The sequence below is a fragment of the Bacillus sp. ATD genome (genome assembly GCF_050585765.1).
Classification (GTDB): domain Bacteria; phylum Bacillota; class Bacilli; order Bacillales; family Bacillaceae; genus Bacillus; species Bacillus stercoris.
The window spans coordinates 18,278-35,447 of the sequence record NZ_JBOBQH010000004.1; the positions used below are offsets into that span (position 1 = coordinate 18,278).

At 45.5% G+C, this 17,170-nt stretch carries 14 protein-coding genes, 1 other RNA gene and 1 other annotated feature; of the genes, 2 read left to right on the forward strand and 13 right to left on the reverse strand.

All coding sequences use genetic code 11. From position 1 onward, the window contains the following. Nucleotides 1-10: 10 nt before the first annotated feature. The 6 genes from ACQXR1_RS10680 to cymR form a co-directional block, all read right to left on the reverse strand. Nucleotides 11-535 carry a hypothetical protein gene (locus tag ACQXR1_RS10680; RefSeq protein ID WP_082032957.1) on the reverse strand — a complete coding sequence of 175 codons (525 nt, stop codon included), beginning with the start codon at nt 533-535 and terminating at the stop codon, nt 11-13. Between the two features lie 57 nt (nt 536-592). Continuing rightward, the gene (gene recD2 / locus ACQXR1_RS10685) at nt 593-2,989 is read right to left on the reverse strand and encodes an SF1B family DNA helicase RecD2 (RefSeq protein ID WP_430772096.1); all 2,397 of its coding nucleotides are present in this window, start codon (nt 2,987-2,989) and stop codon (nt 593-595) included. Between the two features lie 24 nt (nt 2,990-3,013). Beyond that, nucleotides 3,014-3,634 (reverse strand): tetratricopeptide repeat protein, encoded by a 621-nt coding sequence (locus ACQXR1_RS10690; RefSeq protein WP_202926392.1) that lies wholly within the window; start codon nt 3,632-3,634, stop codon nt 3,014-3,016. Nucleotides 3,635-3,719: 85 nt separating this feature from the next. Continuing rightward, nucleotides 3,720-4,835: a tRNA 2-thiouridine(34) synthase MnmA gene (mnmA, locus tag ACQXR1_RS10695; RefSeq protein WP_004398509.1), complete on the reverse strand. Its 1,116-nt coding sequence runs from the start codon at nt 4,833-4,835 to the stop codon at nt 3,720-3,722. Nucleotides 4,836-4,862: 27 nt separating this feature from the next. After that, on the reverse strand, nt 4,863-6,005 hold the full coding sequence (locus ACQXR1_RS10700; RefSeq protein ID WP_071581514.1) for a cysteine desulfurase family protein: 1,143 nt from the start codon (nt 6,003-6,005) through the stop codon (nt 4,863-4,865). A gap of 18 nt (nt 6,006-6,023) precedes the next feature. Then, entirely contained in the window at nt 6,024-6,440 is a 417-nt protein-coding gene (gene cymR, locus ACQXR1_RS10705; protein WP_003225879.1) for a cysteine metabolism transcriptional regulator CymR, read from the reverse strand. 202 nt (nt 6,441-6,642) lie between these two features. On the opposite strand from cymR, the gene ACQXR1_RS10710 reads away from it, so the two are divergent. After that, on the forward strand, nt 6,643-7,908 hold the full coding sequence (locus ACQXR1_RS10710) for a replication-associated recombination protein A (protein WP_071581515.1): 1,266 nt from the start codon (nt 6,643-6,645) through the stop codon (nt 7,906-7,908). Between the two features lie 40 nt (nt 7,909-7,948). On the opposite strand, the gene ACQXR1_RS10715 is transcribed toward ACQXR1_RS10710, so the two are convergent. The 5 genes from ACQXR1_RS10715 to ACQXR1_RS10735 form a co-directional block, all read right to left on the reverse strand. Next, on the reverse strand, nt 7,949-8,713 hold the full coding sequence (locus ACQXR1_RS10715) for a tRNA threonylcarbamoyladenosine dehydratase (protein ID WP_134975265.1): 765 nt from the start codon (nt 8,711-8,713) through the stop codon (nt 7,949-7,951). 81 nt (nt 8,714-8,794) lie between these two features. Then, nucleotides 8,795-8,987: non-coding RNA, 6S RNA (gene ssrS / locus ACQXR1_RS10720), on the reverse strand. A 60-nt stretch (nt 8,988-9,047) separates the two neighbouring features. Further along, nucleotides 9,048-10,826: an aspartate--tRNA ligase gene (gene aspS / locus ACQXR1_RS10725; protein ID WP_430772097.1), complete on the reverse strand. Its 1,779-nt coding sequence runs from the start codon at nt 10,824-10,826 to the stop codon at nt 9,048-9,050. 13 nt (nt 10,827-10,839) lie between these two features. Then, entirely contained in the window at nt 10,840-12,114 is a 1,275-nt protein-coding gene (gene hisS / locus ACQXR1_RS10730; RefSeq protein WP_071581517.1) for a histidine--tRNA ligase, read from the reverse strand. A gap of 89 nt (nt 12,115-12,203) precedes the next feature. Beyond that, nucleotides 12,204-12,436 (reverse strand) — a binding site (T-box leader). Nucleotides 12,437-12,495: 59 nt separating this feature from the next. Next, nucleotides 12,496-12,666, reverse strand: coding sequence for a YrzK family protein (locus tag ACQXR1_RS10735; protein WP_014664807.1), 171 nt, complete (start codon nt 12,664-12,666; stop codon nt 12,496-12,498). Nucleotides 12,667-12,798: 132 nt separating this feature from the next. On the opposite strand from ACQXR1_RS10735, the gene ACQXR1_RS10740 reads away from it, so the two are divergent. Further along, nucleotides 12,799-14,355 (forward strand): SH3 domain-containing protein, encoded by a 1,557-nt coding sequence (locus tag ACQXR1_RS10740; protein ID WP_227098870.1) that lies wholly within the window; start codon nt 12,799-12,801, stop codon nt 14,353-14,355. A gap of 26 nt (nt 14,356-14,381) precedes the next feature. Here ACQXR1_RS10740 and dtd read toward each other — a convergent pair whose 3' ends face one another. Next, nucleotides 14,382-14,822: a D-aminoacyl-tRNA deacylase gene (dtd, locus tag ACQXR1_RS10745; protein WP_103030742.1), complete on the reverse strand. Its 441-nt coding sequence runs from the start codon at nt 14,820-14,822 to the stop codon at nt 14,382-14,384. A 12-nt stretch (nt 14,823-14,834) separates the two neighbouring features. Further along, the gene (gene relA / locus ACQXR1_RS10750; RefSeq protein WP_003229747.1) at nt 14,835-17,039 is read right to left on the reverse strand and encodes a GTP diphosphokinase; all 2,205 of its coding nucleotides are present in this window, start codon (nt 17,037-17,039) and stop codon (nt 14,835-14,837) included. Between the last annotated feature and the right edge of the window lie 131 nt (nt 17,040-17,170).

Sequence of the window (17,170 nt, forward strand, 5' to 3'; positions counted from 1 at the left end):
TCTCACACCTCTATCCGTTCAGAACGATCTCGTCTTTCCGCACCTCGACAAGCGAATCCGCTCTTTGGATCTGGCGCTTGCTTCCCGCCAGGTCAGAAAAGAAACCGTCCGAGAGTTCATATGCTACGATTATGCCCCTGTCCAAACAAAAGTATACATCTTCCAGCATCCCCAATATATCCCCCTCTTGCGATTTCACAAGCTTCATTTTCATCTGTTCGTATGTGAAGCATGATTTCGGAAGAGGCAGAAGCTGTTCTGAACTGACCGAAGCCAATATGCGGTCATCAAGAACGGAAGAGATATCACACGCCCGTAATAGCGCATGATGATGATGCAAAAACCGTTTTTGTGCAAGAATAAACCCGAGACAATCTCCCTGCAGAGAAAAACAAATATCAGAAATTGCCCCGAGATAACAAGAAGTTCGTTCTGAGTATACTGGGAATCCTTCTACTTCATGGCATGTTCTCAAAGTGTGATCAACCACCTTTTGTTGAACAGGCTTAGGTTTTGCTTTGCGCCTTAGACTCATACGATGAAATCAATTCCACTGCAAATGAAAAAAACTCCCGCTTACACGGGAGCATGTTTATAGCTGTTCTTCTTTCATAAAATCAAATGGTGTAATGCCTTCCATGCCAATATTGGCGTCGTGTACGCTGAATGGGAGCTCTTTTTGGAGAGCCTCAAGCTCGGCATCCATTTCCTCAACCTGTACGGACAGCCTGTTTTTTAAGGAGGTCTGTCTGACAGTTGCATCATTATTTTTAACGCCCCAATCCAGCGCCTCCTCTTCCCCGCATAAAATGAGAAATTTCTTCGCTCTTGTAATCGCGGTATAAAGAAGGTTTCTTCTGAGCATTCTATAGTAGCCTTTCACAACAGGCAAAACCACAATCGGAAATTCACTTCCCTGCGATTTATGAATAGAACAGCAATACGCATGGGTAAATTGATTAAAATCTTTTTTCGTAAACGTCATTTCATTGCCATCAAAAGAAACGACGGCCATGTCTTCTTTTTCTGTATTTTCCTTTGCATAAAATATCGACGTAATTTCGCCAATATCTCCGTTGAATACATTGTTTTCCGGCTGATTGACAAGCTGCAAAATTTTATCTCCGGTTCTGTAGACAACATCCCCGAACTTCAATTCTCTCCGTTTTTCTTTCGGAGGATTTAAAATGTCCTGCAGCATCACATTCAACTCATTGATGCCGGCTTTTCCTCTGTACATCGGAGCGAGGACCTGAATGTCCTTTGCCGTATAGCCTTTTTTCAATGCATTGGCGACAACCTTTTCAACAACTTCTTTAATTTGCGAGCCTCCGCAGCGAATAAAGGATCGGTCCTTTGTGGGGGCAGTCAAATTGTTCGGCAGCAATCCATTTTTCATCTGGTGGGCAAGCTCGACGATTGATGACCCCTCAGCCTGGCGGTAGATGTCTGTCAGTCTCACCGTGGGAATCACCTGGGATGCCAGTAGGTCTCTCAGCACTTGGCCCGGACCTACAGAAGGCAGCTGGTCTTCGTCTCCGACAATGATGATTTGGATATGATCAGGGATCGCCTTGAATAGATGGTTCGCCAGCCATATATCAAGCATGCTGGCTTCATCAATTATTAACAGCTTCCCTTCAATCGGCTCATCCTCTGTATGGGAAAAGCCTTCAGCGCCGTTCCAGCCAAGCAGCCTGTGTATCGTGACTGCAGGAAGTCCCGTTGATTCACTCATTCGTTTTGCTGCTCTCCCTGTCGGAGCGGCCAAAACAATCGGAAAAGCCTCATCCTTTTTATAAGCTGACGGGTCTAGTGACACACCGTGAAGCTCTCCGTAGAGCTCGACAATCCCTCTGATAACCGTCGTTTTCCCTGTTCCCGGGCCGCCTGTTAAAAGAAGCATCGGCGAGGAAAGGGCTTTTTGAATCGCTTCCTTCTGGCTGGGAGCATACTGAACGTTCATCCGTTCTTCCAATTCCCCCAAAGCGAGCAGAAATTCTGATTCGGGAAACTGGTCATCATATTCAGTTTGGCTTGCGATATGTTTCACTCGCTTAGCAACGTTTTGTTCTGCGTAAAACAGCGATGGGAAATAACAGCGTCCATCTTCTATGACAATGTCTTTATTTTCTCCAAGAGCAATAATCGCGTTAGCGGCATCCATTTCTGTGATGCGCTGATCTTCTCTTGCTGACTGGTTTAACAGTGACTGGGTATCGATGATCAGCTGCTCCGTTTCTATGTACGTGTGCCCCTCTGACAGACAAGTCGTTTCAAGCGTGTACAGAATCGCAGCTTTTACCCGCTCAGGATGGTTACCCGAAAGACCCATTCTGCTGCCCAGCTCATCCGCTTTTCCAAACCCGATGCCTTCTACGTCCTTCACAAGCTGATAAGGATTTTCTTGAATCTTTTCAAGCGTCTCGGATTCATAGGCTTGATAGATTTTCATGGACAGCTGCGGGCCAAAGCCAAACTGGTTCAGGGAAATCATGATTTGCTCCAGCCCCTGATGCCGCTGCAAGGCACCGGCCAGCGTGTCTGCTTTCTTTTTTGAGAGCCTCGGAACATCATAAAGCACTGAAGCGTCAGCCAATATTTTGTTAATGGCGCTGTCGCCCAGCTTTTTCACAATTTCTTCAGCTGTTTTTTTGCCGATTCCCTCGAATAAATCACTCGATAAATATTGTATGATGCCTTCCTTAGTCGTCGGTATCTCTTTTTTAAAATGCTCCGCTTGAAATTGGAGCCCGAATTTCGGGTGTGTTACGATCTTTCCGTAAAACGTGTAGGTCTCTTCTTCTTGAAGCGCAGGGAAGTAGCCCGTCACGGATACGGCTTTATCTTCTATGGCTTCGGAGGTCTCTGTTACTTTCACTTTCAGAACCGTATATAAATTGGTGTCATTATGATAGATGACTGTGTTAACTGTCCCTTTTAAATAGGGCTCTTCCTCCAGTTTAAGCTGATCCGGATGCTGCTGCACGAGCTGTCCCTCCTCCTGTGCCTGTTATGATGGGTCGATCAGTTTTTTAGCATGAAGCGCAAGCATATGATCTGGCTGGATATCGATCGCCTTGTCCAGCATTTCCAGCGCTTTTTCTCGGTTTTCTTTATAAGCATAAGCGACACCGGCATTATAAAATGCATCTGCATGCCCGGGGTCTTGCTCTGTTACAGCTGCGAACTGGCTGAGCGCTTCGTCCAGCATGCCCTCATTGGCTAAGCACATCCCGAATTGAAAGCGTGCTTCCGTATCGTTTTCATTCAGCTCAACCGCTCTTTGTAAATATGGCAGTGCAAGCTTAGGCTGTTCGAGCTTGACAAGAACCGTTCCGAGCATGTAAAACAGGTCGCCGTTTTCCATCCCCGCACGAAGCGCTTTTTCAAACATGTCTTTCGCTTCTTTGTACATTTCTTTTACAACATAAACATTTCCTGCTCCATAATAAGCAGTGGCTGCGCTATTGTCTAATTCAAGCGCTTTATCATAAAACGCAAGCGCACGTTCCAGCTCGTTTACGGATGAAAGCAGGTTGGCAAAATTGATATACGGAATCGCGTCTTCTTTATTTTCTTCAATCGCTTTTGTAAATGCCTCTGCCGCTTTCTCGTAATCGCCTTCCTGCATCGCCTCTATACCGAGTTGATTATAATCCACCGATCATCTTCCTTTCACTAAAAAACCCCAACTCAGTGTTGAGGTTTTTCATCTTTTATACGTACCACAATTTTGTTCCGTCTTTGTACACATCATCAATTGTCCCGCCGCCAAGGCATTCTTCACCGTCATAGAAGACAACGGCTTGTCCCGGCGTTACAGCTCTGACTTGTTCATCAAAGATGACTTCCGCTTCACCTTCACCAGTCATGCGCACCGTCACTTTATGATCTTCTTGGCGGTAACGGAATTTAGCCGTGCAGGAAATCTCTTCGCCCTTCATGATATCCGAACGTACCCAGCTGATATTTGTTGCTGTGATTTTGTCGGAATATAAAAGCGGGTTATGGAACCCTTGATCTACGTAGAGGATGTTCTTTTCAAGATCTTTCCCTACCGCAAACCACGGCTCGCCGCTTCCGCCGATGCCAAGGCCGTGACGCTGTCCGATCGTGTAGTACATCAACCCGTCATGGCGGCCTTTAACTTCGCCGTCCATCGTCATCATATCGCCCGGCTGTGCAGGGAGATATTGGCTGAGAAACGTTTTAAAGTTACGCTCGCCGATAAAGCAGATGCCTGTACTGTCTTTTTTCGTCGCCGTTGCAAGTTCTGCTTCTTTGGCGATTTCACGCACACGGCTTTTTTGAAGTTCGCCGATCGGGAACATGACTTTGCTCAGCGTATCTTCTGTCAGCTGATTCAAAAAGTACGTTTGATCCTTGTTTTCATCAATGCCGCGCAGCATTCTGACTTTTCCGCCGCTTCTGTCTACTCTTGCATAGTGGCCAGTCGCTAAATAGTCAGCGCCAAGTGACAATGCATGCTCCAAAAAGGCCTTGAATTTAATTTCTTTGTTGCACAGTACATCCGGGTTTGGTGTTCTGCCTGCTTTATATTCATCAAGGAAGTATTGGAATACCTTCTCATAATATTGCTTTTCAAAGTTTACGGCATAATACGGGATTCCGATTTGGTTGCAGACGCGGATCACATCTTCATAATCCTCTGTCGCCGTGCAAAAACCGTTTTCGTCCGTGTCATCCCAGTTTTTCATAAAGATTCCGATTACATCATAGCCCTGTTCTTTTAACAGCAGGGCCGCCACAGATGAGTCTACTCCGCCGGACATGCCGACGACGACTCTTGTATCCTCCGGCCGTTTTTCCATTTCATTCACTCCAATAACTAAGCCGCCTTATTGTGTCAGTCGTTTGACAACGTCGGCCACATGTTTGGCAGCAGTTTTCACTTGCTCAGCCGTATTGCCGAGGCCGAAGCTGATTCGAATAGAGGACGTCAGCCTGTCACTCTCTTCTCCGAACATAGCAGTCAGAACATGTGACGGCAGGACTGAACCGGCCGTGCACGCTGAACCGCTTGAGACAGCGACACCCGCCATATCAAGATTGACCAGCAGCGCTTCCACTGACACACCGGGGAAATAAAGATTCAGAACATGGGGCAGACTATGCTCTTTGTCCCCGTTGATTTCGAATGCCACACCTGCATCTTTAAGCGTGTCGGCAAAGATTGCTTTAAACGATTGATACTTCTCGTTTTTTTCGTCCCGTTCTTCACTTGACAGCTTAATCGCTTCTTTCAGCCCGACAATGCCCGGAACATTTTCTGTTCCGGCACGGCGTTTTCTTTCTTGCTCTCCTCCGAATAATAGCGGTGAAAGCTTCACATCTTTACTCGCATATAAAAAGCCTGTCCCTTTTGGCCCGTTGAGCTTGTGCCCAGAAACAGACAGAAGATCAATATGGCTGTTTTTCACATCAATTGGCAGCAACCCGAACGCCTGAACAGCATCGGTATGAAAATACGCTTTGTGTTCCTTCAGCAGCTCACCGATTTCATCGATCGGCTGCACTGTTCCGACTTCATTATTTCCATACATCACTGTCACAAGGATTGTATCATCACGCAGTGCTTCTTTCACCTGTTTTGCACTGACTCTTCCATTTTGGTCAACGTCCAGATACGTTATGTCAAATCCGTCTTCCTCAAGTTTTTCACATGTGTGAAGCACAGCATGATGTTCAATTTTTGTCGTGATGATATGTCTGCCCAGATCTTTACGTGCAAGCGCGGTTCCCATAATCGCCAAGTTATCAGCTTCCGTGCCCCCGCTTGTAAAAATGATCTCCTGCTCTGCCGCTCCGATTTCTGCTGCGATCTGCACTCTTGCTTCATCCACCCATTTTCGAGATTCTCTGCCAAATGAGTGAATACTGGATGGATTACCGAAACTTCCTGAAAAATGCGGTATCATTTTTTCCAGCACGCGCTCATCCATCGGAGATGTTGCGGCATGATCTAAATAAATCCGTTCCATAATGTTTACACCTCTGATCTAAATATAGAACATATAAGCTTCTTGCTCTCCGTCTGTATAGCTGGCAAGATCCTCTAATGTTGTACTGTCTAAAACCTCTTTTACAGCGTCTCGGATGCGAATCCAAAGTTCACGCTTGGCAGGCTCCTCATCTTCCAGCACTTCAACAGGGCTGATCGGCCCCTCTAGCACACGGATAATATCTCCCGCCGTAATGGCATCCGGCTCACTGCCTAATACATATCCGCCATATGCGCCTCTGATGCTTTTCACTAAACCGGCATTACGGAGCGGCGATACCAGCTGCTCCAAATAATGCTCGGACAAATTATTCGTCTGTGCGATGCTTTTTAATGAAGTCGGGCCTTCACCATGCTTTTTTGCAAGCTCGATCATAATGGTGAGCCCGTATCTTCCCTTAGTTGATATTTTCAACATGAACACCTCTGTTATTTCATGATTTTTCACATTTATAATGGTAATTTCTATATGTTTCGTCCGTTTATTATCTAATAGACCAACTGTTATTATAACATACCTTCAGCGAATTTTCATTGAGGCAAAAGGAAACGGGCCTTTCCCCTTTTCTAATGTACGGTTTTCCGTTACCCTGTAATTAAGTAAGGAGAGATGATAGATGAAGCCATTGGCATATCGGATGCGTCCGACAAAAATAGAGGATATTATCGGCCAGCAGCATCTGGTGGCTGAAGATAAAATTATCGGCAGAATGGTCCAGGCAAAACATTTGTCATCCATGATTTTGTACGGGCCTCCCGGAATTGGAAAAACATCAATCGCCACAGCAATCGCCGGTTCGACAAGTATTGCTTTTCGAAAGCTGAATGCTGTCATTAACAATAAAAAAGATATGGAAATCGTCGCCCAAGAAGCCAAAATGTCAGGCCAGGTGATTTTGATTCTGGATGAAGTCCACAGGCTGGATAAAGGAAAACAAGATTTTCTATTGCCCTATTTAGAAAATGGGATGATCATTTTGATCGGAGCAACCACGGCTAACCCGTATCATGCCATTAATCCGGCGATCAGAAGCCGGACCCAGATTTTTGAGCTTGAGCCGTTAACACCTGAACTGATCAAACAAGCGCTGGAAAGGGCCCTTCATGATGAACATCGAGGCCTCGGCACATATTCTGTATCCATTGATGATCAGGCGATGGAGCATTTTGCTCACGGATGCGGAGGAGATGTCCGCTCCGCTTTAAATGCACTTGAGCTGGCCGTGTTGTCAACGAAGGAGTCAGCAGACGGTGTGATTCATATTACATTAGAAACCGCGGAAGAATGTCTGCAGAAAAAGAGCTTTTCTCACGATAAAGATGGTGATGCGCATTATGATGTGCTGTCCGCTTTTCAAAAATCGATCCGCGGCTCTGATGCCAACGCTGCTCTTCACTATTTGGCAAGATTAATTGAAGCCGGTGATCTGGAGAGCATCGCAAGACGCCTCCTCGTCATCGCCTATGAAGATATCGGCTTAGCAAGTCCGCAAGCCGGTCCTAGAGTGCTACACGCTATTCAGACCGCTGAGCGAGTCGGTTTTCCCGAAGCGCGAATCCCGCTGGCCAACGCAGTCATTGAGCTTTGCCTCTCACCGAAATCAAACTCAGCCATTCTGGCAATTGATGAGGCTCTGGCTGATATCAGAGCCGGAAAAATCGGTGATGTACCGAAGCATTTAAAGGACGCGCATTATAAAGGAGCTCAGGAATTAGGAAGAGGAATCGACTATAAATACCCGCACAATTACGACAATGGATGGGTCGAACAGCAATATCTCCCTGATCCTTTAAAGAATAAGCAATACTACAAGCCGAAACAGACAGGAAAGTTCGAATCCGCCTTAAAGCAGGTGTACGACAAATTAATGAAAAGAAAATAAAACAAAAACAGCCTTGCTCTTCAAGGCTGTTTTTAATGCGTTATTTATCTTTTACGCGTTTGATTTCAATGTCTTTTAAAAGATCCATGACAACATGTCCGCCCATAATCAAACCTGCGACTGACGGCACAAACGCATTAGAGGATGGCGGCATTTTTGCTTTACGGATTTTCGCTTCGTCATTTCCCACTTCTTTTCTGACATCTTCCCGAATGACAATCGGGCTTTCGTCAGAGAAAATCACTTGAACGCCTTTTTTGATGCCCTCTTTGCGTAATCTCGTACGGACGACCTTCGCAATTGGATCAGTGTGCGTTTTTGAAATATCTGCGATTTGAAAGCGTGTCGGGTCCGTTTTGTTCGCGGCACCCATGCTGGAAATGAGCGGAATATCCCGTTTCAGACATTCTTTCATTAAATGGATTTTATAATGAATCGTGTCTGACGCGTCAATGACATAGTCGAGATTATAGTCAAAAAATTGCTCATACGTTTCTTCCGTATAGAACATTTTTAACGAGATCACTTCGCACTCCGGATTAATGTCAGCGATCCGCTCCTTCATTAAATCAACTTTCGGCTGTCCGACAGTTGAAAGCAGCGCGTGAAGCTGTCGGTTTACATTTGTAATGTCCACATCATCTTTGTCGACAAGCAGAATGCGGCCGACGCCTGACCGCGCGAGAGCTTCCGCCGCGAACGACCCTACTCCGCCAACCCCAAGCACAGCCACCGTGCTGTTTTTCAGCGTTTCAAGGCCTTCTTTTCCGATAGCTAATTCATTGCGTGAAAACTGGTGTAACAAGAACCTCACTCCACATTCGTATTCTGGTTTCATCTATAAAATGGCTGATTCATGAGCAGCCGTTTTTCTGCGCACAAAAAATAAAGTCCCAATAGTGCCGTTGCAGCTTTCCTTTGTTTTGAACCCGCTCTCAGCAGGTGGGTGCCCTCTTTTAAATCTTGTAAGTCCTCTTTACCGAATGAAAAGAGGCATGTACGCCATTTAAAAATGCGGGCTCCCAAATCAAAAAAATGTTCGGTCAAAACTAGGTGTACAACTAACACATCAGGACTTTATTTAACTTGTCAAAATCATATCACAGACGATTTTGATTTTCAAGAATCGAACTGCACATTCAGTTCTTAACTTTTTTCTTGATAGAAAGATGAAGCTCATCAAGCTGAGCATCGCTTACTTCGCCTGGCGCTTCTGTCATCAAGCAGCTTGCGCTTGCCGTTTTCGGAAATGCAATCGTATCTCTCAGGTTCGTACGTCCAGCTAGAAGCATAACGAGACGGTCTAAGCCGAGTGCGATTCCGCCGTGCGGAGGAGCGCCGTATTCAAATGCTTCCAGCAGGAATCCGAACTGTTCAGCCGCTTCTCCTGGTGAGAAGCCGAGAAGCGCAAACATTTTTTCCTGAATATCCTTTTCGAAAATACGGATTGAACCGCCGCCAAGCTCATAGCCGTTTAAAACGAGGTCATAGGCTTGTGCTTTCATGTCTTCAGGCGCTGTTTCAATCAGCTCAAGGTCTTCGCGGACAGGCATTGTGAACGGATGGTGCGCTGCGTAAAAACGGCCTTCTTCCGGATCATGCTCTAATAGCGGCCAGTCGATGACCCATAAGAAATTGAACAATTTTTCATCAATCAGTCCGCGTTCCTTCCCAAGCTTTAAGCGCAGGGCGCCGAGTGATGCGGCTACAACTTCGAATTGATCCGCTCCGAACAGCAGCAAATCACCTTCAGCAGCATCAAGTGCTTCAATCAGCTTAGACTGCTTTTCTTCATCAAAGAATTTAGCGATCGGGCCTTTCACTCCGTCTGCCTCAACTTTCACCCAGGCAAGCCCTTTTGCCCCGTAGTTTGCAGCAAAAGCGCCAAGAGCGTCGATGTCTTTTCTGGAGTAGTCGCCGGCACCGCCTTTTACGTTGATGGCTTTGACCACGCCGCCGTTTGCTACAGCTGATGAGAACACTTTAAATTCCGTATCCTTTACAGTGTCAGACACATCCGTCAAAAGCATGTCAAAACGCGTATCCGGTTTATCAGAACCGTACTTGTTCATTGCTTCGTCATACGTCATTCGAGGAAGAGGAAGCTTAAGTTCCGCACCTTTTGTTTCACGCATAACCTTTGCCATCATCTCCTCAGCCAATGACATAATGTCTTCCTGGCTCATAAAGGACATTTCAATATCAATTTGCGTAAACTCAGGCTGGCGGTCCGCACGCAAGTCTTCATCGCGGAAACAGCGGGCAATTTGATAATATCGTTCAATGCCTGATACCATCAGAAGCTGTTTAAATAGCTGCGGGGACTGCGGCAGCGCGTAGAACTCACCTTCATGCACACGGCTCGGCACCAAGTAGTCACGTGCGCCTTCAGGAGTGCTTCCTGTTAAAATCGGCGTTTCAATATCAAGAAACCCGTTTTCATCTAAAAAGCTGCGAACAGCTTTCGTCACGTTATGGCGCAGCTGCATCGTCTGGAACATAGCCGGTCTGCGCAAATCTAAGTAACGGTGTTTTAAACGAACGTCCTCTGATACCTCTTCTGCTTGATCAGAAATCGCAAATGGAGGTGTCTTTGCAGCATTTAATACGTTCACTCCATCAGCATGTATTTCGATCGCGCCTGTTTTCAAATTCGGATTAACTGTCCCCTCTTCACGCGCCACCACTTTCCCTTGAATATCAAGCACGTATTCATTTCTGATGCCTTCCGCAATAGCAAGCGCTTCTTTTGACACATCAGGGTTAAAAACGACTTGAACAATTCCCGTACGGTCACGCAAGTCAATAAAAATCAATCCGCCGAGGTCCCGTCTTTTTTGGACCCAGCCTTTCAGCGTTACAGATTCACCGATTGCTTGTTCAGTTATTTCACCGCAATAATATGTTCTACCAAACAATGTGTTCCACTCCTTATCCCTTTTGGTTTGCCTTCATTACATGTATAAATTCATCAAGTGCCACTTCAATCTGTTCGCCCGTCTGTGCATCCTTTACATTGATTTTGTTTTGGGCCAGCTCATCTTCACCCAAAATCGCAATAAATCTCGCATTCAAGCGGTCAGCTGTCTTAAACTGGCCTTTCATTTTCTTATTTTCATAATCGATTTCACTGGAAATGCCTGCTTCTCTCAGTTTGTACACCAATGAAACAGAATAATCCTTTGCTTTTTCGCCGAGTGTGACGATATAGCAGTCGATCCCCTTATCAACAGGCAGCTCTCTTTTTTCAGCATCAATTGCGGCAAGCAGGCGTTCGATGCTCATCGCAAATCCGATGCCCGGTGCTTCAGGTCCGCCGATCTGTTCGACAAGTCCGTCGTAGCGTCCGCCGCCGGCAAGTGTCGTAATCGCGCCGAAGCCCTCCGCATTGCTCATAATTTCAAATGCGGTGTGGTTGTAATAATCCAGCCCCCTCACAAGGTTCGGATCAATTTCATACGAAATGCCAAGATCGTTTAAGTATTGTTTCACTTTCTCAAAATAAGCGGCTGATTCTTCATTTAAATATGTCAAAATCGAAGGTGCCGATTTCATCAGCTCATGATCACGGTCTTTTTTGCAGTCCAAAATTCTAAGCGGATTTGTGTGCAGCCGTGACTGGCAGTCTGAACAAAATTCTTCGATGCGAGGCTCGAAGTGTTTCACGAGCGCTTCTCTGTAGCTTTTGCGGCTAGCTTGATCGCCGAGGCTGTTTATGACAAGCTTAACGTTTTCTAAACCTGCTTTTTCATAAATACTCATCGCAAGCGCCATCACTTCAGCGTCTATTGCTGGGTCTTTCGAGCCAATCGCTTCAATTCCAAACTGATAAAACTGGCGGTAACGGCCCGTCTGAGGACGTTCATAACGGAACATCGGCCCTACATAATAAAGCTTTGTCGGCTGTACAGGATTCGCGAACAGCTTGTTTTCATTAAAAGCGCGAACCGCAGCAGCTGTTCCCTCCGGACGAAGCGTCAGGCTTCTGCCTTTGCGGTCCTCGAAGGTATACATTTCTTTTTGTACGATATCTGTTGATTCTCCGACGCCTCTGGCAAACAGTTCTGTATGCTCAAAAATCGGTGTGCGGATTTCTTTATATTGATAAGTGCGGCAAGTGTCTCTCATAATTTGTTCAACAAACTGCCAGCGATCTGATTCTCCAGGCAGAATATCCTGTGTTCCTCTTGGAATGTTATATCCCATAAGTAGACCTCCTTATGTATTCCTTTTAAAATATACAATTGTCGTTCATGATGAAAATGAAAAAAACTCCCGCCCCTACTATACATGATAGTAGGGACGAGAGTTATACCCGTGGTGCCACCCTAGTTGGAATATGTTCATATTCCCGCTCGATCCTTTAACGCAGGTTCACGTTCACTGCCTAATGACGTTATTCACGCGTTCAGCAGGAAACCTCCGGAGTGTTGTTTCGAGAAAGACGCAATGGGATCCGCTTTCAGCCTGGGGCGGGTTCCTCTCTAGCCATGCAATCTGACCTACTCTTCTCCATTATTGGTTCAAATCTTTCATCATTTGCTATGTACTCAATTTCTATTATAATAATGGGATTGGGGTTCTCTGTCAAGCTTTATTCCGGTTGTTTTTCCTCAGCGCTGCTTCTTTGGACATAAGACCAAATTCAGATGCTGTTTCCGTTAGATAACCAGTCGTATCGGGATCTGCGTGATCGCTGTAATGCAGATTTGCTTCACCGTCTTGAAATGCCCGTCCCATTTTTGGATGATATTTCATGATTTGCACACCTTTTTGATTGTATTTACGCTTAGTATAAACAAATCATTTTATTTTTATTTAAAAATCAGAAAGGACTTTACGATATTAAACAAGAATGCTTTTTTAATGATCATCTGAAAGGAGGACACAATGAGCAAGAAATACTTTGTCCTTATTGTATGTATTATTTTCACCGGAGCGCTTATCCCGACTTTTTCATCCGTTACAGCCGCTCAAGGAGAAGCAGTCATCGCAACAGATGAAATGAATGTCAGAAGCGGCCCGGGGCTTAGCTACGGCATTACAGCGGAAGTAAAAAAGGGAGAACGCTATCCCATTTTAAAGGAAGATGGAGACTGGGTGCAGATCCAGCTTGGTTCCGGAGAAAAAGGCTGGGTAGTCTCCTGGCTTATTACAAAGGAAGATCAGGCCAGCACAAGCTCTTCAGGAAGCAGTGACACTGTGACATCAACAGACCCCGATCTGCGGATGAGAACCGGCCCGGGTACTTCATACGAAGTTATCGGCAAATTCCCGCAAGGCAGCCAAGCATCTGTCATTGATAAAGATTCTGGCTGGATCAAGATTTCCTATCAAAATGCCACCGGATGGGTGTCATCTGAGTATGTCACGTCAGGAGGCAGCAGTTCAGCATCTAATGAGAGTGACCAAGCCGAGGATTCCGGTGCGTCAACGACGGGAACAGTCGGTGTTTCTTCACTAAATGTAAGAGCCTCCGCCTCACATGACGCGGCAATTATAACAAAACTTGACCGCGGAACGAAACTGACGGTTCTCAACGAGAAAAATGGCTGGGCTCACATTGAGGTGAATGGGCTGAAAGGCTGGGTTGCAAGCCATTACCTTTTGACTAATTCTGATCCAGCTGAGAATTCGGCAAATGCAGGCAGTTCGTCCCCCGCTAAAAAAGCCTATATTATGTACGGAGGAACGAATTTAAGAAGCGATGCGTCAACATCAGCTTCGATCGTTGAGCGTGCTGCCAAAGGAGATTCATACGCCATTACCGGTTCAAAAGGAAGCTGGTATGAAATCAAGCTTGATAACGGGCAGACTGCTTATGTAGCCAATTGGGTGGTCCAAACATCTAAAAGCGCAGAAGAAGCAGGTGAACCGCCAGTCTCTGATTCCCCGTCTGGAAACGGCTCTCTCAACAATAAAACGATTATTGTTGACCCAGGACACGGCGGAAAAGACAGCGGAACAATCGGGTATTCGGGGAAATTCGAGAAAAACCTGACGATCAAAACGGCAAAACTGCTCGCCAGCAAACTTAGATCGGCTGGAGCCGATGTATATGTGACACGCCAGGATGATACCTTTGTCAGCCTGCAGTCACGGGTCTCCACGTCTCACTATCGCAACGCTGACGCCTTTATCAGCATTCACTATGACAGCTATGCGGATACCTCTACAAGAGGCAGTACTGCTTACTACTACAGCCCTGCCAAAGATCAGGAACTCGCATCAGATGTACACTCTGAAGTGGTGAAGCGGTCTTCCATTCCAGATCGCGGCGTGTTATTCGGGGATTATTATGTGCTCCGGGAAAACAGACAGCCCGCTATGCTGTATGAGCTGGGATATGTAAGCCATCCGCAGGAAGAAGCCATTGTACATAGCAATTCATACCAAGAAAAAGTAACAGATGGGATCGAAAGCGGATTAGAGAAGTACTTCCAATAAAAAAAGCTGCCTCTTGGCAGCTTTTTTTATTTTGAATCCATTATAAGCGTGACCGGTCCGGAGTTTGTAAGCTGAACATCCATCATGGCTCCAAACGTTCCGGTCTCTACTTTGATTCCTTTTTCACGAAGCAGGTCATTCCATTTTTCATAAAGACCTAAAGCTTTATCAGGTTTGGCCGCATTCATGTAGTTCGGCCGGCGCCCTTTTTTCGTATCTCCATAAAGCGTAAATTGTGAGACAGATAAAATTTCTCCTCCTATATCTAAAAGAGACAGATTCATTTTTCCTTCACTGTCATCGAAAATACGGAGATTGACAACTTTATCGGCTAAATAAACTGCATCCTCTTCTGTGTCATCGTGAGTGATGCCGACCAGCACCATGAGGCCTTGTCCAATTTTGCCGACGACCTCTTCGTCCACTGTAACGCTTGCTTCTGTTACTCGCTGAACAACTAATCTCATTTTCTAACCCCTTTAGTTCATGACGCGGCGCACAGAGTAGATATCTCTAATCTGTTTAATACGCTCGACGACTTTGTGCAAGTGATTGATGTTCTGAATAAAAATCGCCATATGAATGGTTGCCACTTTATTGCGATCCGATTTGCCAGAGACAGATGAAATATTTGTTTTTGTTTCGTTCACTGCCTGAAGCACCTCGTTCAGCAATCCGCGACGGTCGTACCCAAGAATCTCTATCTCAACATTGTATTCCTTGCGCTTTTGAACCTGTGACTCATGTTCCCACTCTACCGGGATCAGCCGCTCTTGGGCTTCATTCGTTTTGACATTCGGACAATCTTCGCGATGGACCGAAACCCCTCTGCCTTTTGTGATAAAGCCGACAATATCATCACCCGGCACAGGATTGCAGCATTTTGATAAACGGACAAGGAGGTTGTCGATGCCCTTGACGCGAACACCAGCTTCCCGTTTTCTTCCTTGAGGGTATGGCTTAGGTTCCCCAGTGACTTCCTGAACGATCTTTTCCTGCTCTTCCTGATCGCGCTGTTTTCTCTCTTTTTCTGTTAGGCGGTTTGCCACCTGCAGAGCTGTAATGCCGTTGTAGCCGACCGCTGCGTACATATCTTCTTCATTTGAGAAATTAAATTTGTCAGCAACCTTTTGAATATTCTCCGGTGTTAAGACATCCTTCAATTCAAAATCCAGGTTTTTTATTTCTTTTTCGACCAGTTCACGGCCTTTTTCGACATTTTCTTCACGTCGCTGTTTCTTAAAGAATTGACGGATCTTATGCTTCGCTTGGGATGTTTGGGCAAGCTTCACCCAATCCTGGCTCGGACCATAGGAATGCTTAGAAGTGAGAATTTCAACGATATCACCCGTCCGAAGCTTATGGTCAAGCGTAACCATTTTTCCGTTCACTTTGGCACCGATTGTTTTATTGCCGATTTCAGAGTGAATCCGGTAAGAAAAATCAATCGGAACAGAACCGGACGGAAGCTCGATTACATCTCCTTTTGGCGTAAAGACATACACCATGTCAGAGAACAAATCAATTTTGAGCGATTCCATAAATTCTTCTGCATCTGTCGATTCATTTTGAAATTCTAAAATTTCACGGAACCAAGAAAGCTTTTTCTCAAAAGTTGCGCCTTCATTGGCTGCTTTCCCTTCTTTATAAGCCCAGTGAGCCGCAACCCCGTATTCCGCTATTTCATGCATTTCGAAGGTGCGGATCTGCACTTCCAGCGGATCGCCTTTAGGCCCGATAACCGTTGTATGAAGCGATTGATACATATTCGGCTTCGGCATTGCGATATAATCTTTGAATCTGCCGGGCATCGGTTTCCAGCATGTGTGAATGATGCCGAGCACCGCGTAGCAGTCCTTTATGCTATTCACAAGAATACGGACAGCCAGCAAATCGTAAATTTCATTAAATTGCTTATTTTGCAGCACCATTTTTCGATAAATGCTGTAAATATGTTTCGGACGTCCCGAGAAGTCAGCCTTGATATTCACTTCTTCGACACGTTTCTTCACTTCATTGACAACCTCATCGACATAAAGCTCACGTTCTGCGCGTTTCTTCTTCATCAGGTTGACAATTCTGTAATATTGCTGAGGATTCAAATAACGGAGCGCCGTATCTTCCAATTCCCATTTAATTTTTGAAATCCCGAGACGATGCGCCAAAGGAGCAAAAATTTCCAGTGTTTCATTGGAGATTCTTCGCTGTTTTTCTTGAGGCAGATGTTTCAATGTCCGCATATTGTGAAGACGATCCGCCAGCTTGATCAATATGACCCTGATATCTTGAGCCATAGCGACAAACATTTTGCGATGATTTTCCGCCTGCTGTTCCTCTTGAGATTTATATTTAATTTTGCCGAGTTTTGTTACGCCGTCTACAAGCATTGCCACTTCTTCGGAAAATGCTTCTTTCAGGTCATCGAGCGTCACATCTGTATCTTCCACGACATCGTGCAAAAATCCGCCCGCAATTGTGGAAGGGTCCATTTCAAGATCGACGAGAATCCCCGCAACCTGAATCGGATGAATAATATATGGCTCGCCCGATTTGCGGTATTGCTCGCGGTGAGCATCTTCAGCGTACAGATATGCTTTTTCGACAAATGCGATATGCTCATCAGATAGATAGCTGCGCGCTTTATCAATAACTTGCTCGGCAGTCAATACTTGTTCGTTCGCCATGGAATCACCTTTTTTAAAATGTAAACTGTATTGTAGTTTATTATCAAGAAAAAAACGAAAGATGTAAAGAGCAGAAGTTCAAATAGCCAAATATTATATAAAATAAATGCAAAACAATAGGAAAAAAGCAC

Bases quoted from the DNA above. Each gene is read 5' to 3' on its own strand.
- ACQXR1_RS10710 (WP_071581515.1), top strand. From the start codon at position 6,643: ATGAAGCCATTGGCATATCGGATGCGTCCGACAAAAATAGAGGATATT.
- ACQXR1_RS10735 (WP_014664807.1), bottom strand. From the start codon at position 12,666: ATGAAATATCATCCAAAAATGGGACGGGCATTTCAAGACGGTGAAGCA.
- relA (WP_003229747.1), bottom strand. From the start codon at position 17,039: ATGGCGAACGAACAAGTATTGACTGCCGAGCAAGTTATTGATAAAGCG.
- ACQXR1_RS10740 (WP_227098870.1), top strand. From the start codon at position 12,799: ATGAGCAAGAAATACTTTGTCCTTATTGTATGTATTATTTTCACCGGA.
- ACQXR1_RS10700 (WP_071581514.1), bottom strand. From the start codon at position 6,005: ATGGAACGGATTTATTTAGATCATGCCGCAACATCTCCGATGGATGAG.
- mnmA (WP_004398509.1), bottom strand. From the start codon at position 4,835: ATGGAAAAACGGCCGGAGGATACAAGAGTCGTCGTCGGCATGTCCGGC.
- hisS (WP_071581517.1), bottom strand. From the start codon at position 12,114: ATGGGATATAACATTCCAAGAGGAACACAGGATATTCTGCCTGGAGAA.
- dtd (WP_103030742.1), bottom strand. From the start codon at position 14,822: ATGAGATTAGTTGTTCAGCGAGTAACAGAAGCAAGCGTTACAGTGGAC.
- ACQXR1_RS10680 (WP_082032957.1), bottom strand. From the start codon at position 535: ATGAGTCTAAGGCGCAAAGCAAAACCTAAGCCTGTTCAACAAAAGGTG.
- ACQXR1_RS10690 (WP_202926392.1), bottom strand. From the start codon at position 3,634: ATGCAGGAAGGCGATTACGAGAAAGCGGCAGAGGCATTTACAAAAGCG.